At 70.2% G+C, this 21,797-nt stretch carries 17 protein-coding genes; 15 read left to right on the forward strand and 2 right to left on the reverse strand.

Annotated elements, in window-relative coordinates; translation table 11 throughout:
• Positions 1-107: 107 nt before the first annotated feature.
• The 15 genes from AC07O8_RS16800 to AC07O8_RS16870 all read left to right on the forward strand — a co-directional run bounded on the left by AC07O8_RS16800 (position 108) and on the right by AC07O8_RS16870 (position 19,081).
• Entirely contained in the window at positions 108-746 is a 639-nt protein-coding gene (locus AC07O8_RS16800; RefSeq protein ID WP_495049133.1) for an XrtA/PEP-CTERM system exopolysaccharide export protein, read from the forward strand.
• A gap of 159 nt (positions 747-905) precedes the next feature.
• Complete coding sequence (locus tag AC07O8_RS16805; RefSeq protein ID WP_495049134.1) at positions 906-2,498, forward strand: XrtA system polysaccharide chain length determinant; 1,593 nt, start codon at positions 906-908, stop codon at positions 2,496-2,498.
• A gap of 16 nt (positions 2,499-2,514) precedes the next feature.
• Positions 2,515-3,582 carry an XrtA-associated tyrosine autokinase gene (locus AC07O8_RS16810; RefSeq protein ID WP_495049135.1) on the forward strand — a complete coding sequence of 356 codons (1,068 nt, stop codon included), beginning with the start codon at positions 2,515-2,517 and terminating at the stop codon, positions 3,580-3,582.
• A gap of 4 nt (positions 3,583-3,586) precedes the next feature.
• Positions 3,587-5,176 (forward strand): TIGR03016 family PEP-CTERM system-associated outer membrane protein, encoded by a 1,590-nt coding sequence (locus AC07O8_RS16815; protein ID WP_495049136.1) that lies wholly within the window; start codon positions 3,587-3,589, stop codon positions 5,174-5,176.
• A gap of 12 nt (positions 5,177-5,188) precedes the next feature.
• Entirely contained in the window at positions 5,189-6,289 is a 1,101-nt protein-coding gene (locus AC07O8_RS16820) for an XrtA/PEP-CTERM system-associated ATPase (protein ID WP_495049137.1), read from the forward strand.
• Complete coding sequence (locus AC07O8_RS16825) at positions 6,286-7,158, forward strand: XrtA system polysaccharide deacetylase (RefSeq protein ID WP_495049138.1); 873 nt, start codon at positions 6,286-6,288, stop codon at positions 7,156-7,158. Before AC07O8_RS16820 ends, AC07O8_RS16825 begins: the two co-directional genes overlap by 4 nt.
• A complete protein-coding gene (locus AC07O8_RS16830; RefSeq protein ID WP_495049139.1) occupies positions 7,155-8,213 on the forward strand; it encodes a FemAB family XrtA/PEP-CTERM system-associated protein in 1,059 nt (352 codons plus the stop codon). Before AC07O8_RS16825 ends, AC07O8_RS16830 begins: the two co-directional genes overlap by 4 nt.
• Before the next feature lie 7 nt (positions 8,214-8,220).
• A complete protein-coding gene (locus AC07O8_RS16835; protein WP_495049140.1) occupies positions 8,221-9,444 on the forward strand; it encodes a TIGR03087 family PEP-CTERM/XrtA system glycosyltransferase in 1,224 nt (407 codons plus the stop codon).
• On the forward strand, positions 9,441-11,120 hold the full coding sequence (gene xrtA, locus AC07O8_RS16840) for an exosortase A (RefSeq protein ID WP_495049141.1): 1,680 nt from the start codon (positions 9,441-9,443) through the stop codon (positions 11,118-11,120). The genes AC07O8_RS16835 and xrtA overlap by 4 nt, the downstream gene beginning before the upstream one ends.
• On the forward strand, positions 11,117-12,310 hold the full coding sequence (locus AC07O8_RS16845) for a TIGR03088 family PEP-CTERM/XrtA system glycosyltransferase (RefSeq protein WP_495049142.1): 1,194 nt from the start codon (positions 11,117-11,119) through the stop codon (positions 12,308-12,310). Before xrtA ends, AC07O8_RS16845 begins: the two co-directional genes overlap by 4 nt.
• A 24-nt stretch (positions 12,311-12,334) precedes the next feature.
• Positions 12,335-14,251 carry an XrtA/PEP-CTERM system amidotransferase gene (locus tag AC07O8_RS16850; protein ID WP_495049143.1) on the forward strand — a complete coding sequence of 639 codons (1,917 nt, stop codon included), beginning with the start codon at positions 12,335-12,337 and terminating at the stop codon, positions 14,249-14,251.
• Positions 14,252-14,300: 49 nt separating this feature from the next.
• Positions 14,301-15,590 carry a glycosyltransferase family 4 protein gene (locus AC07O8_RS16855; protein ID WP_495049144.1) on the forward strand — a complete coding sequence of 430 codons (1,290 nt, stop codon included), beginning with the start codon at positions 14,301-14,303 and terminating at the stop codon, positions 15,588-15,590.
• A 5-nt stretch (positions 15,591-15,595) separates the two neighbouring features.
• A complete protein-coding gene (locus AC07O8_RS16860) occupies positions 15,596-16,810 on the forward strand; it encodes a glycosyltransferase family 4 protein (RefSeq protein ID WP_495049471.1) in 1,215 nt (404 codons plus the stop codon).
• Complete coding sequence (locus AC07O8_RS16865; protein ID WP_495049145.1) at positions 16,803-18,119, forward strand: putative O-glycosylation ligase, exosortase A system-associated; 1,317 nt, start codon at positions 16,803-16,805, stop codon at positions 18,117-18,119. The genes AC07O8_RS16860 and AC07O8_RS16865 overlap by 8 nt, the downstream gene beginning before the upstream one ends.
• A complete protein-coding gene (locus AC07O8_RS16870) occupies positions 18,119-19,081 on the forward strand; it encodes a polysaccharide deacetylase family protein (RefSeq protein WP_495049146.1) in 963 nt (320 codons plus the stop codon). The genes AC07O8_RS16865 and AC07O8_RS16870 overlap by 1 nt, the downstream gene beginning before the upstream one ends.
• 44 nt (positions 19,082-19,125) lie before the next feature.
• Here AC07O8_RS16870 and phnY read toward each other — a convergent pair whose 3' ends face one another.
• Positions 19,126-20,631, reverse strand: coding sequence for a phosphonoacetaldehyde dehydrogenase (phnY, locus tag AC07O8_RS16875; RefSeq protein ID WP_495049147.1), 1,506 nt, complete (start codon positions 20,629-20,631; stop codon positions 19,126-19,128).
• The gene (gene psrA, locus AC07O8_RS16880; protein WP_495049148.1) at positions 20,628-21,788 is read right to left on the reverse strand and encodes an iron-containing alcohol dehydrogenase PsrA; all 1,161 of its coding nucleotides are present in this window, start codon (positions 21,786-21,788) and stop codon (positions 20,628-20,630) included. The genes phnY and psrA overlap by 4 nt, the downstream gene beginning before the upstream one ends.
• Positions 21,789-21,797: the final 9 nt, after the last annotated feature.

A 21,797-nucleotide genomic window follows, 5' to 3' on the forward strand; every position in this document is an offset into this window, starting at 1 on the left:
GCTAGCACGGAATTCGATCACGCCAGGGAGGGATCGCCCTCAGTCCAGGGGGTTCCACACCCGTGCGCGCTGAGGTGCAATCCGGTCAGCTTCCTGCAGGGGTGGACATGTTGAAGAACACTGGATTGAAGATCGCTTCCATCAAGGCGGCACATGCTGCATTGCTGGCCGCCGCCGCGGCGCTCGCCGGCTGCTCGACCACCGGCAACCTGCCGCCCGCGCCGATCGCGGCCTCGCAGGCGGACTACAGCTACGTCGTCGGTGCCGGCGACCAGCTGAACATCATCGTGTGGCGCAATCCGGAGCTGTCGTTGACGGTGCCGGTCCGCCCCGACGGCAAGATCGCCGCGCCGCTGATCGACGAGCTGCCGGTGCAGGGCAAGAACTCGGTCGAGGTCGCCCGCGACATCGAGAAGCAGCTCGGCAAGTACGTCCGCGATCCGGTGGTGACCGTGATCGTCACCAGCTTCGTCGGTCCGTACAGCGAGCAGATCCGCGTCGTCGGCGAAGCCGCCAAGCCGATGTTCCTGCCCTACAAGCAGAAGATGACGCTGCTGGACGTGATGATCGCCGTCGGCGGCCTGACCGACTTCGCGGCCGGCAACTCCGCCAGCATCCTGCGCACCGCCGAGGGCAACAAGCAGTACGCGGTGCGCCTCAAGGACCTGATCCGTCGCGGCGACGTGTCCGCCAACGTCGAGATGCGCCCGGGCGACATCCTGATCATTCCGCAGAGCTTCTTCTGACCGTTCCCGGACGGCCGCGCGCGCCGACCTCCGGGTCGGCGGAGGCGGCCGGCGGGCACCTGCCGGGTCGCTCCCCGCGCTTCCAGATTTTCCCGCAGTACCGGCCCGCTCCGAACCGGGCCCCGCCGGCGCTCCAGCCGGTGCAACCGAGATCGCCGCATGGATTCCCTCATCGCGCAACTGATGGCCGTGTTCAAGCGGATGTGGCGCTACCGCTGGCCGGGGCTGATCGCGTCCTGGCTGGTCGCCATCGGCGCGGCCGTCGTCGTGTTCGTCGTGCCCGACCGCTACGAGGCGAGCGCGCGCGTCTACGTCGACACGCAGTCCATCCTCAAGCCGCTGATGTCGGGCATGGCCGTGCTCTCCAACACCGAGCAGCAGGTCAACATGCTCAGCCGCACGCTGATCAGCCGGCCCAACGTCGAGAAGCTGGTGCGCATGGCCGACCTGGACCTGAAGGCCACCAGCAAGTCGGACCAGGACGCGCTGATCGACCGCGTCACCCGCAACCTGTCGATCCAGACCGCCGGCAACTCGGCCAACAACCTGTACCTGCTGTCCTACCGCGACTCTTCGCCGGAGATCTCGAAGAAGGTGGTGGCCTCGCTGCTGTCGATCTTCATGGAGTCCAGTCTGGGCGCCAGCCGCAAGGACAGCACGACCGCCGCGACCTTCCTGAACGAGCAGATCAAGACCTACGAAACCAAGCTGGAAGAAGCCGAGGCGCGCCGCAAGGAGTTCCGCCTGCGCAACCTGCAGCTGACGCAGGCTGACGGCAAGGACGCCGCGGCCCGCCTGGCCGAGACCAGCAACCAGCTCGAGGCCGCCCGGTTGCAGCTGCGCGAGGCGGTCAACGCCCGCGACGCCGCGCGCCAGCAGATCGAGGCCGAGCGCAAGCGCAACCAGCCCGGCACCAGCCTGCAGAGCCTGATGCAGGAAAGCGCGCAGAAGTTCGCGACGCCGGAACTGGACAACCGCATCGTCGAGCTCAAGCGCAACCTGGACCAGATGCAGCAGCGTTACACGGACGCGCATCCGGACATCGTCAACGTGAAGCGCCAGATCCGCGACCTGGAAGAGCAGCGCCGCAAGGAAGTGGCCGACCTGCAGAAGGCCGCGCTGGCCAATCCGTCGCCGACCGGCGGCCCCAACGACAGCCTGGCCAACCAGGAGCTGGCCCGCATCCTGGCGGCCAAGGAAGTCGAGGTCGCGCAGATCCGCGCCCGCGTCGACGAGTACAGCTCGCGCTACGGCTCCGCGCAGGGCGCGATCAAGCTGGCGCCGCAACTCGAGGCCGAGTTCGCGCAGCTGAACCGCGACTACGACATCATCAAGAAGAACTACCAGGAGATGGTCGAGCGTCGCGAATCGGCCTCGCTGTCGACCGACCTGGACAACACCTCGGGTGTCGCCGATTTCCGCATCATCGACCCGCCGCGCGCGTCGCCCAAGCCGGTGTCGCCCAACCGGCTGATGCTGCTGGCTGCCGGCCTGGTCGTGGCGGCGCTGGCCGGGCTGGTCACGGCCTTCGCCGCGAGTCAGATCCGGCCGGTCTTCCACGATCTCAATGAGCTGCGCCATCGCCTGGAACTGCCGATCCTGGGCGCCGTGTCGCGCCAGGAAACGCGCGAGGACCGGCGCCGGCAGAAGGTGGACCTGCTGCGCTTCGGCGTCGCCTCGGGCAGCCTTGTCAGCCTGTACGCGGTCGGCCTGATCGGCATGGCCATCTGGATCAGCCGCCAGGCCGGATGAGGGGAGCTTCCACAACATGACGAGCCTGATCGAACAAGCCGCCGCGCGGCTGGAACAACTGAAGCAGGCCGGCGTCGACGTCGGCCTGACACCCGTCGCCGCGCCGGCGGCGGCCGCTCCCGCCGTGGCACCGCAGGTGGCGCCGGCCACCTCGCCGGCCAACTCGCCGGCTCCAGCGCAGGCTGTCGCGCCGGCTGTCGCGCCCGTGGCCGCCCCGGCGGTGATCCGCGCCCCCGGCGACGTGCATTCCAAGCGCGTCGACCTCGACCTCGAGGCGCTGGCCGCGCAGGGCTTCCTGACGCCCAACGCGCCGCGCACGGTGATGGCGGACCAGTACCGCAACATCAAGCGCCCGCTGATCCGCAACGCGATGAACAAGGGCGCCTCGTCGCTCAATCACGCCAACCTGATCATGGTGACCAGCGCGCTGCCCGGCGAGGGCAAGAGCTTCACCTCGTTGAACCTGGCCATGTCGATCGCGGCCGAGTTCGACAGCACCGTGATGCTGGTCGACGCCGACGTCGCCCGCCCGTCGATGCTGCGCATGCTGGGCCTGCCGCCCGGCCCCGGCCTGCTCGACGTGCTGGAGAAGGAGACCGACATGGCCAGCGTCCTGCTCAAGACCAACGTCGACAAGCTGACGCTGCTGCCCAGCGGCCGCCCGCACGCGCGCGCCACGGAACTGCTGGCCAGCGACGCGATGACCGCGCTGCTGGACGACATGGCCAAGCGCTACCCGGACCGGATCATCATCTTCGACAGCCCGCCGCTGCTGCTGACCACCGAGTCCCGGGTGCTGGCCACGCACATGGGCCAGATCGTGATCGTCGTGCAGGCCGAGCGCACGCCGCAGAGCGCGGTGCAGCAGGCGGTCGCCGCGATCGAGCACTGCCCGCTGAAGATGCTGCTGCTCAACCAGGCCAGCAACAAGCGCAGCAGCGGCTACGGCTACGGGTATGGCTACGGCTACGGCTACGGTTACGGGTACGGCAGCGCGGACGGCCAGGGCCATGCGCCGGATGGCTCGGCCAATCCGGTCGCCAATCCGGTCGCCAATCCAGTCGCCGGCCCGGATCGGACCTGACCCGATGACGCGGGCCCACGACCTCCGCCGCCGGCCGCTGTCCGCCGTCCGTTGCGCCTGCCTCGCGACGCTGGGGCTGGCCGCCGCCGTGGCGCAGACGCCGGCCGCCGCGCAGGACGCGGCCACCGGCGCCGAAGGCTCGCGCAAGGGCATCGTCTTCACGCCGCGGGTCAGCGTCTCCGAGACCTGGACCGACAACCTGGCGCTGTCGCCCGACAACTCGCGCGATCGCGCCTTCATCACGACGGTCTCGCCCGGTCTGACGATCTCCAGCACCAGCGGCGCGATCCGCGGCAACTTCGACTACACGCTGGACGGCATCGTCTACACGAAGAGCCAGCGCGACGCGCGGCTCCAGAACCAGATGAGCACCCGCCTCACCGCGGAGCTGGTGCAGTCGGCGCTGTTCGTCGACGTCACCGGCAACATCAGCCAGCAGACGGTCTCGGCCTTCGGCCAGCAGTCGCCGGACGGCACGCTGGACAACCCCAACCGCACGGAGACGCGCACGCTGCAGGTCTCGCCTTACTGGCGCGGCCGCCTGGGCAGCTTCGCGGGCTTCGAGCTGCGGGCGATGGGCCAGATGCGCGATTCCAGCGAGGGCGGCACCGGTGCGACCAGCGGCAGCGGCAACAGCAAGGAAGGCTCGCTGTCGCTGAACCTGTTCGGTCCCGCCGGCCGCGAACTCAACTGGGGTCTGAACACGTCGACGTCGCGCATGCACTTCGAGCAGACGGGCATCGACTACCGCACCACCAGCGTGATCGCGTCGCTGAACTGGGTACCCGACGTCGACTGGGGCGTGGGCCTCACCGGCGGCCGTGAACGCAGCGACTACTTCGGTCCCGAGACGACCTCCGTCTACGGCGCCAACCTGCGCTGGTCGCCGGGCCCGCGGACGAAGTTCTCTGGCGATTGGCAGCACCACAGCTACGGCAACAGCCACAACCTGAGCTTCGAGCACCGCATGGCGCAGTTCTCGGTGCGGGCCAACAGCAGCCAGAGCGTCAGCACCGGCGAGACGCCGACGCAGGCGACCAACTACCAGCTGCTGGACCTGCAGTTCGGCAGCCTGGAGCCCGATCCGGTCAAGCGCGATGCGTTCGTGCGCGGGCTGCTGGCCGCGCTGGGCCTGGATCCGAATTCGTTCAGCGGCACCGGTTTCCTGAGCAACACCGCGTCGCTGCAACGTCGCAGCGACCTGTCGCTGATCTGGACCGGTCCGCGCGTGACGCTCACGCTCAGCGGCAACGACAACAACAGCCGCCGCCTCATCAACTCGCCGCTGGGCGTGGGCAGCGGCGACCTGGCCCTGACCGACCGCGTGCGCCAGCGCGGCGCGACGGTGTCGGTCGGGTACCGGCTCACGCCGCTGGCCAACGCCAACGTGAGCTACTCGCGGCAGAACTCCCGCGGCGACGGCGGCGTGGGCGGCAACGACATGCGCACCTTGACGGCCAATGCCACCTACCGGCTGGGCCCGCGCACCGATGCGGCCTTCGGCCTGCGTCAGACCAAGTTCGACGACACCAGCCTGTTCGCCTCCAGCTATCAGGAAAACGCGATCTACGCATCGCTGACCCAACGCTTCTAAGCAGTCACCGACATGTACGAGGCCTTCTACGGGCTGGCCAGCAAGCCGTTCCAGCTCAGTCCCGATCCCAGCTTCTACTTCGGCAGCAAGCAGCACCGCCGCGCCAAGGCCTACCTCGACTACGGGGTGCTGCGCAGCGACGGCTTCATCGTCATCACCGGCGAGATCGGCGCCGGCAAGACGACCCTGGTGCGCGGGCTGCTGGACAGCCTGAACCGCAGCAACGTCGTCATCGGCAACATCGTCACCACGCAGCTGGACGCCGAGGACACGCTGCGCCTGGTCGGCGCCGCCTTCGGCGTGCGGGTCAAGGACCTGCCCAAGAGCGAAGTGCTGATGGCGCTGGAAGCCTTCTTCGTCAGCGAGGCCAGCCGCGGCAAGCGCTGCCTGCTGATCGTCGACGAGGCGCAGAACCTCACCGCGCGCGCGGTCGAGGAACTGCGCATGCTGTCCAACTTCCAGTTCGGCAACCAGTCGCTGGTGCAGACCTTCCTGGTCGGGCAGCCGGAGTTCCGCGCGATCCTGCAGCGGCCCGAGATGGAGCAGTTCCGCCAGCGCATCGCGGCGAGCTGCCACATCGGCCCGCTCGACGAGGAGGACACGCAGCGCTACATCGAGCACCGGCTCAAGTGCGCCGGCGCCGCGGGCAAGCCCGGCTTCGACGCCGACGCCTTCACCGCGCTGCACCGGGCCAGCCACGGCATCCCGCGCCGCATCAACACCTTGTGCGACCGGCTGCTGCTGCTGGGCTTCATGCACGAGAACCCGCACCTGACCGCGGCCGACGTCGAAGAGGTCGTGCAGGACCTGGCCGCCGAGTCGGCGTCCGCGCCGGCCCCGGCGGTGCACGGCGCCGGGATCGACGGCCATGCCACCGAGGGCGAACTCGCGGTCGACCTGGACCTGACGCGGATGCGCTCGCGCATGGCGGGCGGCGGACTGGGCGGCGGCCTGCACGGCGAACTCGGCGCGCTGGCCGACGGCCTCGCGGGCCTCAGCCTGGACGGTCAGGACGCGCGCCTGCAGCGCATCGAAGACAGCCTGACGCGCCTGGAACGGATCAACCAGCAGACGCTGGCGCTGCTGCAGAAACTCGTGGGAGCGATGCGATGAACACGACGACCCGTTCACCGATCCGCAATGCGATGAGCATCGACGTCGAGGACTACTTCCAGGTCTCCGCCTTCGCGCCCTACATCGCCCGCGGCGACTGGGACGCGCGCGAATGCCGCGTCGAGCGCAACATCGCCCGCATCCTGGATCTGCTCGACGCAAAGCAGGTCAAGGCGACCTTCTTCACGCTGGGCTGGATCGCGCAGCGCTACCCGCGGCTCGTGCGCGAGATCGTCGCGCGCGGGCACGAACTGGCCAGCCACGGCTTCGGCCACGAGCGCGCCAGCGACCTGGACCGCGCCGCGTTCCTGAAGGACGTCGGCGACGCCAAGGCGCTGCTGGAGGATCTGGGCGGCGTCGAGGTCAAGGGCTACCGCGCGCCGAGTTTCTCGATCGGCAAGGACAACCTCTGGGCTTTCGACGTGCTGGCCGAATGCGGTTACCGCTACAGCTCCAGCGTCTATCCGATAGCGCACGACCACTACGGCATGCCCGATTCGCCGCGCTTCGCCTACGAGGTCCGTCCGGGCCTGATCGAGGTGCCGGTGACGACGCTGCGCTGGCGCGGCAAGAACTATCCGAGCAGCGGCGGCGGCTGGTTCCGGCTGCTGCCCTACGGCGTGTCGCGCTGGATGATCGAGCGTTTCAACCGCATCGAAGGCCGCAGCGCGGTCTTCTACTTCCATCCCTGGGAGATCGATCCGGAGCAGCCGCGCATTCCCGGCATCGACGCGAAGACGCGTTTCCGCCATTACGTCAACATCGGCCGCACCGAGTCGCGCATCGAGCAGCTGCTCGGCGACTTCGCCTGGGCGCGGATGGACGAGATTTTCCTCGCGCCGACCGGCGCCGAGCGGTTGGCGGCATGAGCGCCGTGCTGAAGGGCGCGATCCAGGTCAAGCACCTCGCGCTGAAGGACGCGGACGGTGCCAGGCGCTGGGACGACTTCGTGCAGCGCTGCCCGTCGGCCACCTTCTTCCACCTGGCCGCCTGGCAGCGGATCATCCGCAAGCAGTTCGGCCACGCGGGCCACTTCCTGTACGCCGAGCGCGACGGCGTCATCGAGGGCGTGCTGCCGCTGGCCGAGAACAAGAGCCGGCTCTTCGGCCACGCGCTGGTGGGGCTGCCCTTTGCGGTCTACGGCGGTGTCGCCGCGACCAGCGACGACGCGGCCCGCGCGCTCGAGGACGAGGCGCAGGCGCTGGCGCGCCGCCTCGGCGTCGAGCACCTGGAGCTGCGCAATGTCGAGCGCCGCCACCTCGACTGGCCACACCAGGACCTGTACGTGACCTTCCGGAAGGAGATCCTCGAGGACGAGGAGGCCAACATGCTGGCGATCCCGCGCAAGCAGCGCGCGATGGTCCGCAAGGGCATCAAGAACGAGCTGAAGGCCGAGATCGATCGCGACGTGTCGCGCTTCTTCGCGCTCTACGCGGACAACGTCCACCGCCACGGCACGCCGGCGATGCCCAAGCGCTACTTCCAGGCGCTGCTCGACGAGTTCGGCGACGCGGCCGAGGTGCTGATCGTCAGCAGCCCGCAGGGCGAGCCGCTGTCCGGCGTGCTGAGCTTCTACTTCCGCGACGAGGTGCTGCCGTACTACGCCGGCGACGCGGTCGCCGCACGCGATCTGGCCGCCAACGACTTCAAGTACTGGGAACTGATGCGCCGCGCCTGCGGCCGCGGGCTCAAGGTCTTCGACTACGGCCGCAGCAAGCAGGGCACCGGCAGCTATTCGTTCAAGAAGAACTGGGGGTTCGAGCCCACGCCGCTGAACTACGAGTACTGCCTCTACAAGCGCGAAGCCGTGCCGCAGAACAATCCGAGCAACGCCAAGTACCAGCTCATGATCAAGGCCTGGCGCAAGCTGCCCATCGGCGTCGCCAACTGGCTGGGCCCGCACATCGTGCGCAGCCTGGGCTGAGGACGCCATGGCCAACATCCTCTACCTGGTCCACCGGCTGCCGTACCCGCCCAACAAGGGCGACAAGCTGCGCTCGTACCACCTGCTCAAGCACCTGACCGCGCACCACAAGGTCTGGCTGGGCACCTTCGTCGACGACGCCGAGGACTGGGCCCACGTGCCCGCGCTGCGGGCGCAGTGCGAGGAGCTCTTCGCCGCCGACCTGAATCCGCTGCTGGCGCGCGTGGCCAGCCTGCGCGGCCTGGCGACCGGCGAGGCGCTGAGCCTGCCGTACTACCGCCATCGCGCGATGCGCGACTGGATCGCGAAGATCGCCAAGACGCAGCGCTTCGACGCGATCGTCGTGTTCTCGTCGACCATGGCGCAGTACGCCGAGCAGCTGCGCGCCGTGGCCGGCCCGGTGCCGATGCTGATCGACTTCGTCGACGTGGATTCGGCCAAGTGGACCGATTACGCCAAGGCCAACCGCTGGCCGATGTCGTGGCTGTACCGCCGCGAGGGCCGCGAGCTGCTGGCCTACGAGCGCCGCGTCGCCGAACAGGCGCGCTGCTCGTTCTTCGTCACCGAGGGCGAGAAGGCGCTGTTCCAGCGCCTGTCCTCCACCGGCGCGCCAGTCGAGGCGCTGGGCAACGGCGTCGACAGCGGCTACTTCGCCCCGCTGCCGCAGCAGGCCAGCCCCTTCGCGCAGGATGAGCTGCCGCTGGTCTTCACCGGCGCGATGGACTACTGGCCCAACGTCGACGCGGTGCAGTGGTTCGCCGCCGAGGTGCTGCCGCAGCTGCGCCAGCGCTGGCCGACGCTGCGCTTCACCATCGTCGGCCGCGCGCCGACGCCCGCGGTGCTCGCGCTGGCCGGCGACGCCGTGCGCGTGACCGGCACCGTGCCTGACGTCCGTCCCTATCTGCAGCACGCGGCGGCCGTCGTCGCGCCGCTGCGGCTGGCGCGCGGCGTGCAGAACAAGATCCTCGAGGCGATGGCCGTGGGCCGGCCGGTCGTGGCGGCGCGCAGCTGCGTCGAGGCGCTGGGCGCCGACGGCGTGCTGGCGGGCCAGGACCTGCTGTCGGCCGAGAGCGCCGCCGACTACCTCGAACTGGTGCACGCGCTGCTGAGCGCACCGACCCGCGCGCAAGCGATCGGCCAGCAGGCACGGGAACGCGTGCTGCGCCAGTTCAGCTGGCAGGCGCATCTGGCCAAGCTGGACGGCTACCTGCCGCAAGGACAGGCGGCATGAGCGCCACCACGCCCGCCGCGCTCCAGCAGCGCGGCGTCCCCGCCGCCTGGCGCCGCCCGCTGACGGTGCTGGTGCTGCTCGTCGTCGCGCTGCTGCTGCTGTACCGGCACACGGCGCTCGGCATGGTGACGATCTGGTGGCGGTCCGGCACCTTCACGCATGCCTTCCTGGTGCCGCCGATCGTGCTGTGGCTGGCCTGGCGGCGGCGCGCGATGGTCGCGCCGCTGACGCCGCGGCCGGTGCCGTGGCTGGCGCTGCCCATCGTGGCGCTCGGCGGGGTGTGGCTGTTCGCCGACTTCGCCGCGATCAACGCGGTCACGCAGTTCACCTTCGTCGCCATGCTGGTGCTGCTGGTCCCGGCCGTGCTGGGCCGGCGCGTCGCGCGCGAGATGGTCTTCCCGCTGGGCTTCCTGTTCTTCTGCGTCCCGGTCGGCGAGTTCCTGCTGCCGCAGCTGATGGACTGGACCGCGAAGTTCACCGTCGTCGCGCTGCGGCTCAGCGGCCTGCCGGTCTACCAGGAGGGCCTGCAGTTCATCATCCCCAGCGGCCAGTGGTCGGTCGTCGAGGCCTGCTCCGGCGTGCGCTACCTGATCGCCTCGGCGATGGTGGGCACGCTCTACGCCTACCTCAGCTACCACTCGAACCGCCGCCGGCTGGGCTTCGTCGCCTTCGCGCTGGCGCTGCCGCTGGTGGCGAACTGGGCGCGCGCCTACCTGATCGTGATGATCGGCCACCTATCGGGCAACACCTTGGCCGTCGGCGTCGACCACCTGATCTACGGCTGGCTGTTCTTCGGCATCGTGATGCTCGCGATGTTCCTGATCGGCGCGCGCTGGGCACAGCCGGAACTGCCGCTGGTGCCGCCGAACCGCGACGTCACCCCGGCCGCCGATACCTCCCGGACCGCCTCGACGGCCTGGATGGCTGCCGCCGCGCTGCTGGTGGCCATCGCGCTGCCGGTCACGGCCGGCGTCCTGCTGCGCCAGGGGCATTCGACCGCCATCGGCGCGCTGCCCGCGGTGCCGGTGGAGCCGGGCTGGTCGGACCAGGTCGTGCCGTCCGACGCCTGGGTCCCCGACTTCGAAGGCGCGAATGCCGCGCTGCATCAGGAGTTCACCGGCCCGGCGCAGGTCGGTGCCGCGAAGCCGCGCGTCGGCCTGCACCTGCAGTACTTCCGCGACCAGGATTACGAGCGCAAGCTGGTGAGTTCCAGCAACGCCGTCGTGGCCGCAGAGGACAAGCACTGGGCCGTCACCGGCCGCGGCGAGGCCAGCTTCGTGCCCGTCACCGGCGGCTCGGCGACGCCGGTCACCATGCTGACCACCCAGGTGCGCGCCTCGTCGCTGGACGCGGTGACCGCGCCGCGGATGCTGGTGTGGCATGTCTACTGGATCAACGGCCGGCCGATGACGAGCGCCTGGCAGGCGCGCGTGCGTGGCGCGCTGGAGCGCCTCCAGGGCCGCGGCGACGACGCGGCGCTGGTGCTGGTCTACACCGAGGCCGACGAGTTGGCGCCGCAGCGGCTGGATCTCTTCCTGCGTCAGCACTGGGGCACGATCGATGGCGAACTCCGCCGCGTGCGCGACGGCGGCGCGCGGGGCGCGCCTTTGACGACGCCGCCGTCGCCAACGACACCAACGACATTGAAGCCCTCCACGCCAGGAGCGCCGACATGAGCGCCGGCCTGAGCGTCGAGCGCGCGCTCGCGGCCGCCGACGAGCGGCCCCTGGTGCTGCATGTGATGTACCGCTTCGACACCGGCGGGCTCGAGAACGGCGTGGTGAACCTGATCAACCACATGCCGGCGGACCGCTACCGCCACGCGATCGTCGCGCTCACCGAGGTCACCGACTTCCGCAAGCGGCTGCAGCGCGACGACGTCGCGTGCTTCGCGCTGGACAAGCCGCCGGGGCAGGGCTTCTGGCTCTATCCCAAGCTCTACCAGCTGTTCCGCGCGCTCAAGCCCGCGATCGTGCACAGCCGCAACCTGGCCGCGCTGGAAGTCCAGCTGCCGGCCTGGGCCGCGCGCGTGCCGGTGCGCATCCATGGCGAGCATGGCCGCGACGTCGGCGACCTCGACGGCCGCAATCGCGCCTATCAGCGCGTGCGCCGCTTCTACAAGCCTTTCGTCTCGCACTACATCGCGCTGTCGCGCGACCTCGGCGACTACCTGACCGGGCCGGTCGGCGTGCCGCCGGCGCGCGTGAGCCAGTTCGTCAACGGCGTCGACACCGCGCGCTTCCAGCGCCAGCAGGTCGAGGCCATCCCCGGCTGCCCCTTCGATCCCGCGTCGCACTGGCTGATCGGCACCGTCGGCCGCATGGCGCCGGTGAAGGACCAGGTCATGCTGACGCGCGCCTTCATCGCGCTGATCGCCCAGGCGCCGGACCTGCGCGCGCGCGCCCGGCTCGTGCTGATCGGCGACGGCCCGCTGCGGGCGCAGTGTCAGTCGCTGCTCGACGAGGCCGGCCTGGCCGATCTCGCCTGGTTGCCGGGCGAGCGCACCGACGTGCCGGCGGTGATGCGCGGGCTGCATGTCTTCGCGCTGCCGTCGCTGGCCGAGGGCATCTCCAACACCATCCTCGAGGCGATGGCCAGCGGGCTGCCGGTGGTCGCGACCGAGGTCGGCGGCAATGCCGACCTGGTCACGCGCGAGCGCAGCGGCCTCCTGGTGCCGGCCGCGGATCCGGCCGCGATGGCCGCGGCGCTGCTGCGTCTGGCGCGCGATCCGGCGCAGGCCGCCGCGATGGGCGACGCGGGCCGGGCGCGCGTCGAGCAGGATTTCAGCATGCGCGCCATGGTCGCTCGGTACCAGGGCCTGTATGACACGCTGCGCGGCCACAATGCCGCCGGCCACAAGAACTGACACGGACGGACGCGGGGTAGGACCATGTGCGGAATCAGCGGACTTTTCGATACCCGGGGGCGGCGCGACTTCGACGGCGCGCTGATGCATCGCATCAACGACTCGCTGCACCACCGCGGCCCGGATGAGGGCTCCATCCACCTGCAGCCCGGCCTGGCCTTCGGCCATCGCCGGCTGTCCATCATCGACATCGCGACCGGGCAGCAGCCGCTGTTCAACGCGGACCACTCGGTGGGCATCGTCTTCAACGGCGAGATCTACAACTACCGGGAACTGACGGCGGAGCTCACCGCGCTCGGCTACCAGTTCCAGACGAAGAGCGACACCGAAGCCATCGTGCACGCCTGGTCCGCCTGGGGCGAGGACTGCGTGCAGAAGCTGCGCGGCATGTTCGCGTTCGTGATCTGGGACAAGGCGCGCGACCAGCTCTTCATGGCGCGCGACCGGCTGGGCGTGAAGCCGATGTTCTACGGCCTGCTGGACGACGGCACGCTGGTCTTCGGCTCCGAGCTGAAGGCGCTGCTGGCGCATCCGGGCATGAAGCGCGACATCGTCCCGCAGGCGGTGGAGGAGTACTTCGCGCTGGGCTACGTGGCCGAGCCGCGCACCATCTTCCGCCAGGCGCTGAAGCTGCCGCCGGCGCACACGCTGGTCATCCGGCGCGGCGAGCCGCTGGGCCAGCCGCGCCGCTACTGGGACGTCAACTTCACGACCGACAGCAAGATCGACGAGGTCCAGGCGCAGGAAGAACTGACCCGCCGCCTGCGCGAGGCGGTCAAGCTGCGGCTGATCTCCGAGGTGCCGCTGGGCGCCTTCCTGTCGGGCGGCGTGGATTCCAGCGCGGTCGTGGCGATGATGGCCGGCGAGACCAACGGGCCGGTGAAGACCTGCTCGATCGGTTTCGACGACCCGCAGTACAACGAGTCCGAATTCGCCCGGATGGTGGCGGACCGGTACCAGACCGAGCACCATGTCGAGACCGTCCAGAGCGACGACTTCGACCTGATCGACACGCTGGCGCGGCTCTACGACGAGCCCTATGCCGACAGCTCCGCGATCCCGACCTACCGCGTCTGCCAGCTCGCGCGCAAGCACGTGACGGTGGCGCTGTCGGGCGACGGCGGCGACGAGAGCTTCGGCGGCTACCGCCGCTACAAGCTGCACATGATGGAGGAGCGCATGCGCGCCAGCCTGCCGCTGGGGCTGCGCAAGCCGCTGTTCGGCACGCTGGGCCGGCTCTATCCGAAGGCGGACTGGGCGCCGCGCGTGTTCCGCGCCAAGACGACCTTCCAGGCGCTGGCGCGCAACTCGGTCGAGGCCTACTTCCACACGATGTCCGTGATCCGCGACAACGAGCGCATGCCGCTGTACAGCGCGCGCTTCAAGTCGGAGCTCGGCGGCTACAACGCGCGCGACCTGTTCCTGCAGCACGCGGAGCGCGCCAACACCGACGATCCGCTGGCGCTGATCCAGTACATCGACACGCACACCTACCTGGTCGGCGACATCAACACCAAGGTCGACCGCGCGTCGATGGCGCATTCGCTGGAAGTGCGCGAGCCGCTGATGGACCACCCGCTGGTCGAATGGCTGGCGACCCTGCCGTCCCACCTGAAGCTGCGCGGCGGCGAGGGCAAGTACCTGTTCAAGAAGACGCTCGAGCCGCACCTGCCGAGCGACGTGCTGTACCGGCCCAAGATGGGCTTCGCCGTGCCGCTGTCGCGGTGGTTCCGCGGACCGCTGCGCCAGCGCGTGCGGAACTCGCTGCTGGGCGGGCCGCTCGCGGACTCGGGCATGTTCGATCTCAAGACCGTCGGCCAGATGGTCGAGCAGCATGAGAACGGCAGCCGCGACCACAGCACGCCGCTCTGGACCCTGCTGATGTACGACGCGTTCCTGCGCAACGTGATGGGCGCGACCTCGATGCGCGAGGCCGCCTGAATCCTGTGAGTCCCGTGATCCCTGATTCCCCGATGTCCCTCCGCTCCGCATGAAGATCCTCTACCACCATCGCACCGCGTCCAAGGACGGCCAGGCGGTCCACATCGAGGAGATGATCGGCTCGCTGCGGGCGCTCGGCCACGAGGTCCGCGTGGTCGCGCCCGGCGGCGAGTCCGCGCCCGAGGACAAGGCGAAGATGGGCGACGACACCGGCTGGGTGCACCGCCTGCGCGCGAAGCTGCCCAAGTTCGTCTACGAGCTGCTGGAGCTGGCCTATTCGCTGGTGGCCTACCGCCGCCTTGCCGCGGCGGCCCGGGACTTCCAGCCCGACCTGATCTACGAGCGCTACAACCTCTTCCTGCTGAGCGGCCTCATGCTCAAGCGGCGCCTGGGGCTGCCGCTGCTGCTGGAGGTGAATGCGCCGCTGGTCGACGAACGCGCGAAGTTCGGCGGCCTCGCGCTGCCGCGCATCGCGCGCTGGGCCGAAGACACCGTCTGGCGCGGCGCCGACGCGGTGCTGCCAGTGACGAAGGTGCTCGGCGCGATGGTGAGCGCCCGGGGCGTGCCGCAGGACCGGCTGGTGGTGATCCCGAACGGCATCAACGAAGAGCACTTCGACGCGGCGCCGTCGCCCGAGGCGGCCAAGCGCACGCTCGGCTGGGACGGCGCGCTGGTGCTGGGCTTCACCGGCTTCGTGCGCGACTGGCACGGCATGGATCGGGTGATCCGCTGGATGGCGACGGACGCCGCGCCCGCGAATGCGCGGCTGCTGCTGGTCGGCGACGGTCCGGCGCGCGCCGACCTCGAGGCGTTGGCCGGCGAGCTGAAGCTCGGCGAGCGCGTGCGCTTCACCGGCGTCGTGTCCCGCGACGCGGTGCCGGCCTACGTGGCCGCCTTCGACATCGCGCTGCAGCCGGCGGTGGTCGCGTACGCCTCGCCGCTGAAGCTGTTCGAGTACCTCGCGCTCGGCAAGGCCATCGTCGCGCCGAACCAGCCCAACATCGAGGAAGTGCTGGACGACGACCTCAACGCGCTGCTCTTCGATCCGGCGCAGCCCGGCGCGCTGGAAGCGCTGCTGGCGCGGCTGGCGTCGGACGACGCCCTGCGCCGCCGCCTGGGCGAGGGCGCCCGCGCGACGATCGGTCGACTCCAACTGACCTGGCATGGCAACGCCGCGCGCGTCGTGGCCCTGGGCCGGGCCCTGAAGAACGGGCAGGGCGCGCGCGAGGCGCAGCAGGCCGCGCACGCGGCCGTCGCCCCGGAGACGCGGGCCGTCGCTGCCGCCGCCGTCGACGGCGCTCCTGCGGCGCCTGTCCGCGCCGGGGACGCGAAAGCCTGAGCATGCTGAAACTGCTGACCTTCTCGACGCTGTACCCGAGCGCGGTGATGCCCAGCCACGGCATCTTCGTGGAGACCCGGCTGCGCCACCTGATCGCGTCGGGCCAGGCCGAGTCGCGCGTCATCGCGCCGGTGCCGTGGTTCCCGCTCCAGGGCGAACGTTTCGGCGAGTACGGCAAGTTCGCCGCGACGCCGGCGCGCGAATCGCGCCACGGGCTGGACATCAGCCATCCGCGCTTCGTGCGGCTGCCCAAGGTCGGCATGAGCAGCGCGCCGTACACGCTGGCCTGGACCTTCCTGCGCGCCGCGCGCCAGTTGCAGGCGAGCGGCTACGACTTCGACCTGATCGACGCGCACTACTTCTACCCCGACGGCGTCGCCGCGGTGATGGTGGCGCGGGCGCTGGACAAGCCGGTGGTGATCACCGCGCGCGGCACCGACATCAACCTGATCCCGCAGCACGCCTTCCCGCGCAAGCTGATCCTGCGCGCGGCCCACCAGGCCGACGCGATGATCACCGTCTGCGAAGCGCTCAAGGACGAACTCGTCGCGCTGGGCGCGGACGCCGCCAAGGTGACCGCGCTGCGCAACGGCGTGGACCTGGCGCTCTTCCATCCCGCCGGACGGGACGAGGCGCGCGCCGCGCTGGGCCTGGCGACCGAAGCGGGGACGCGCCGCTTCACGCTGGCCTCCGTCGGTCACCTGATCGAGCGCAAGGGCCATGAACTGGTCATCGGCGCGCTCGCCGAGCTGCCCGACGTCGACCTGCTGATCGCCGGCACCGGCCCGGAGGAGGGCGTCCTGCGTCGCCTGGCCGAATCGCTGGGCGTGGCGTCGCGCGTCCGTTTCCTGGGCGCGCTGCCCCAGGCGCGACTGCGCGAGGTCTATGTCGGCGTCGACGCGCTGGTGCTGGCTTCCAGCCGCGAAGGCTGGGCCAACGTGCTGCTGGAGGCGATGGCCTGCGGCACGCCGGTGGCGGCCTCCAAGGTGTGGGGCACGCCCGAGGTCGTGGCCAGCCCGGAGGCCGGCGAACTGATGCCCGAGCGCACGGCGGCCGGCGTGGCCGAGGCGGTGCGCCGGCTGCGCGCGTCGCCCCGCGATCGCGCCGCGACGCGGCGTTACGCCGAGCGCTTCAGCTGGGATGCCACGACGCAAGGCCAGCTCGACCTGTTCCACCGCATCCTGACCGCGCGCCGGTCGCCGGAGCTGCGCCATGCGTGACCTGCTGATGCTGGGCCTGTTCATGGCCCTGATCTACAAGACCTTCAGGGACCCGATGTGGGGCGTGCTGGGCTGGGTGTGGATGGGGGTGATGAACCCGCACCGCCTGGCCTACGGCTTCGCGCACGACGCGCCCTGGTCCATGGTGATCGCGCTGGCGCTGTTCGCCAGCCTCATCGTGCATCGCGACAAGCTGGTCAAGTTCCCCGTCAACGCGGTGACCGTCCTGCTGGCGATCTGGATCCTGTGGATCGGCGTGTCGCCGCTGCTGTTCTCGTTCTATCCGGACAAGGAGATGAACTTCTGGTCGCGCGCCTTCAAGGTGCTGCTGATGGTGCTGGTGTCGCTGCTGGTGGTGAAGCGGCGGCGCGACCTGGACTGGCTGGTGCTGGTGCTGGTGATCTCGATCGGCTACTACGGCATCAAGGGCGGCGTGTTCACGGTGCTGTCCGGCGGCTCGGCGCGGGTGTGGGGCCCGGAGGGCTCGTTCATCGAGGACAACAACTCGCTGGCGCTGGCGACCATCATGACGGTGCCCCTGATCCGCTACCTGCAGCTGCAGGCGACCAGGCCCTGGCAGCGTCACCTGGCGACCTTGGCCATGCTGCTGTGCATGGCCTCGGCGGTGGGCTCGCAATCGCGCGGCGCTTTCCTGGCGATCGTGACGATGTCCTTCTTCATGTGGCTGAAGAGCCGCAACAAGCTGCCGCTGGCGCTGGTGGTGCTGGTGGCGCTGCCGCTGATCTTCGCGTTCATGCCCGACAGCTGGACCGACCGGATGGAGACCATCAAGACCTACGACCAGGATTCGTCGGCGATGGGACGGATCAACGCGTGGCAGATGGCCTGGCGGCTGGCGATCGACCTGTTCCCGTTCGGCGGCGGCTTCACGGTCGCGGGTCCGGCGGTGTTCGCCAAGTACGCACCCGATCCGTCGGTGCCGCTGACCGCGCACAGCATCTACTTCCAGGCGATGGGCGAACACGGCTTCTTCGGCCTGGCGATCTTCGTCGGCATCTTCGCGACCACCTGGCGGCTGGCGAGCGCGACCATCCGCAACGCCAAGGACCTGCCCGAGCTGCAGTGGGCGCGCGACCTGTCGGCGATGTGCCAGGTCGGCCTGATCGGCTACGCGACCGGCGGCGCCTTCCTGAGCCTGGTGTACTTCGATCTGCCCTACTACCTCGTGCTGATCGTGGTGGTGGTGAACCGCGTGGTCGCCTCGGAGGTGGCCGGCCGCAAGCAGGCCGCGGTCGCCGCGGGCCAGGCGCCGCGGGACGTGCATTCGCCGTACTGGGGAGGCACCTGATGCTGGCGTCGCTGAGCCTGCTGGGCTGGCCGCGCGGCGAGCCCGCGCTGAGCATCCTGATCTATCACCGCGTGCTGCCGGCGCGCGACGCGATGCGGCCCGGCGAGATCGACGCGGCGCGTTTCGAGGCGCAGGTGGCCTTCCTGGCGGACCACTTCACGCTCATGACGGTGAGCGACGCCGCCGCCGCGCTGCGCGAGGGCCGCCTGCCGAAGCGGGCGGCGTGCATCACCTTCGACGACGGCTACGCGGACAACTGGACGGTGGCGCATCCGATCCTGGCGCGCCACGAGGCGCGCGCGACGGTGTTCATCGCGACCGGCTACCTCAACGGCGGCCGCATGTTCAGCGACACGGTGGTCGAGTTCGTGCGCCTGGTGCCGGGCCCGGTGCTGGACCTGTCGACGGTGGGCATGGGCGTGCATCCGGTCGCGACGACCGAGGAGCGCCTGAAGGCCATCTCCGCGCTGCAGGTGCAGTTGAAATACCTGGCGCCCGACGAGCGCGACGCGCAGGTGCGCCGGATGCTGGCGGCGCAGCCGGTCGGTGCGATGCCGGACGACCTGATGCTCACCGACGCGCAGCTCAGGCAGCTGGCCGACGCGGGCCACGAGATCGGCGGCCACACGGTGGACCACACGGTGCTGACGACCTTGTCGCCCGAAGGCGCGCGCGCGCAGGTGCAGGCGGGACGCGACCACCTCGCGGCGTTGCTGGGCCGGCCGGTGCGCAGCTTCGCCTATCCGAACGGCCGGCCGGTGCGCGACTACGACGCGGGTCACGCGGCGATGCTGCGGGAGCTCGGCTTCGAGGCCGCCGTCAGCACTGCGGCCGGCGTGGCGCTGCCGGGGGCCGACCTGTTCCAGTTGCCGCGCTACACGCCGTGGGGCCATTCCACCGCGATGTTTGCCGCGCGGATGATGCGCAACGCGCGCATGGGCGGGCCGGCGGCGGTGGTCTGACTTCTGTCGCCGACTTCTGCCGCCGACCTCTGCCGCCGACCCTTTCACCAGGGCATCGAGAAGGTCTTGGTGTTGCTGAAGGACTTGATCGCCTCCTGCACGCCTTCCTTGTGCCCCAACCCTGAGTCCTTGATGCCGCCGAAGGGGGTCAGCTCGATGCGGTAGCCGGGCACCTCCCACACGTTGACCGTGCCGACGTTGAGCTCCTGGGCGAAGCGGATCGCGTCGGGCAGGCGGTTGGTGCAGACGCCCGAGGACAGCCCGAACGCCGTGCCGTTGGACAGCGCGATCGCCTCGTCGATCGTGCGGAAGCCGAGGATGGGCGACACCGGCCCGAAGGTCTCCTCGCGCACCACGGTCATCTCCGGCCGGACGTTCTCCAGCACCGTGGGCGCATACAGCGCGCCGTCGCGCCGATGGCCGGCCAGCACGCGCGCGCCCTGGGCCACCGCCTCGTCGACCACGCGCTCGAAGTGCTGCGCGGCCGCCTCGTCGATCACCGTGCCCATGTCGTTGCGCTCGTCCATCGGATCGCCGAAGCGCCAGGCCAGGGTCTTCGCGACGACGAGCTCGGTGAAGCGCTCCTTCACGGACTCGTGCACCAGCATCCGCTTGACCGCCGTGCAGCGCTGGCCCGAGTTCTTGTAGGAGCCATGGACCGCCAGATCGCTGGCGCGTTCCAGGTCGGCGTCGTCCATGACGATCAACGGGTCGTTGCCGCCGAGCTCCAGCACCGTGCGCCGGTAGCCCGCCTTGCAGGCGATGGCCTTGCCGATGGCCACGCCGCCGGTGAAGGTGATGAGGTCGACGTGCGGATTCATCAGCAGCTCGTTGGCGATCTCGCGCGGATCGCCGGTCAGGACCTGCAGCATCTCGCGCGGCAGGCCGGCCTCGTACAGCAGTTCGGCGAAGAAGTAGGCCGAGAGCGGCACCTTCTCCGACGGCTTGAGCACCATCCGGTTGTTGGACGCGATGCTCGGCACCACCTTGTGCGCCACCTGGTTCATCGGGTGGTTGAACGGCGTGATGGCGGTGATCACGCCCTGCAGCGGTTCGCGCATCGTGATCACCTTGCGGCGCTTGCCGTGCGGCGTCAGGTCGCAGGAGAACACCTGGCCGTCGTCGCGCAGCGCCTCGATCGCGCCGAAGCCCAGCACGTCGGCCACGCGGCCGATCTCGTAGCGGCTGTCCTTCTTCGACAGGCCCGATTCCATCGTGATCAGGTCGGAGGCCGTCTCGGCGCGGGCGCGCAGCAGCGCGGCGGCGCCGTTGAGGATCTGCGCCCGCGCATGCCGCGACAGCGTGGGCCGGTAGGCGTGCGCGATGTTCATCGCCCGGCGCACGTGGTCGACGGTGGCCATCGCGACCCGGCCCACCTGCTGGCCGGTGTAGGGACTGCGCACGTCCAGGTGGCGCTCGGTGTGCAGGATCTCGTCGCCCAGGCGCAGCCCTTCGTCGATCAGGACGCGCGCGCCGGCGGGGTAGAGGCTGCGGGCCGCGCCCGCGAGGGGGAGGGCGCTCGTCGGGAGCGTGGTCGTGCCGGTGCTCATGCGATCTCCTCGGTCGTGTCGGCGTCGGCGCCGATGAAGTTGCGGCCGCGCGCGCCGGTCAGCGCGCGCGCGATCAGTTCGCGGGCCTCGACGTCGCCCAGGCCGTAGGAGGCGAAGTTCGTCTGCACGCCCAGGCCCTCGAGGAAGGCGGCCAGCCGGCCCGGCGCGTCCGCCAGCGGCAGTCCCAGCGCCCGCGCCAGCACGGCGTCGCGCTCGGCCGATTGCCCCAGCGCCATCTGCAGCACCAGCGGCAGCGGGAACGAGCAGGCGATGCCGTGCGGCAGCCCGAGCCGCAGCGTCATCTCGTAGGAGATGGAGTGCGCCAGCGCGGTCCGGGTGTTGGAGAAGGCCATGCCGGCCTTCAGCGCGGCCAGCGCCATGCCGGCGCGCAGGCCGCGGTCCTGCGGCCGCCGCATCAGCGCCGGCAGGGTCTCGAAGATGTCCTGCGCGGCGGACACCGCGTAGGTGTCCGACAGCGGATTGGCGTTGCGGTTCCAGATCGCCTCGAGCGCATGCGACAGCGCGTCCAGCCCGCTCTGCAGCGTCACCGAGGGCGGCAGCGACATCATCAGCAGCGGATCGACCAGCGCGATCTCCGGCCAGGTCGAGGGCAGGTGCAGCGAATGCTTGCGCTGCCGCTCGCGGTCCCAGATCGTGGCCCAGGGCGTGACCTCGCTGCCGGTGCCGGCGGTGGTGGGCACGGCGATCAGGGTCTTGACCGCGTGCGGCTTGAACGGCTCGCCGCGCTGCAGCAGCCCCAGCAGTTCGTCGAAGCGGCCGCTGGCCGTGCCGATCATCAGCGCCTTGGCGGTGTCGATGGCGCTGCCGCCGCCCAGCGCCACGATCACGTCGGCGCCGGGCTTGGCGCCGTCGCTGCCGTTGCCGTTGCCGTTGCCGTTGCCGCCGTTGCCCGTTTCGCGCCAGAACCGCTCGTACTGCCCGCGCAGTTCGGCCACGTCGGGGTTGGGGCGCACGTCGTCGATCACGCCGGCCAGCCGGTCGCCGAGCAGCGTCCGGATCTGGTCCACCAGCCCGAGCGCAGCCGCCTCGGGGAAGGTCACCAGCACCGCGCGGCGGCGGCCCAGCAGCGTGGGCAGGGACAACAGGGCCCCCTCCCCGTAGACGCTGCGCACGGGGTTGAAGTAGTCATGGATCATGAGGAGTCC

The organism is Roseateles sp. GW821-FHT09G09, from assembly GCF_059415965.1.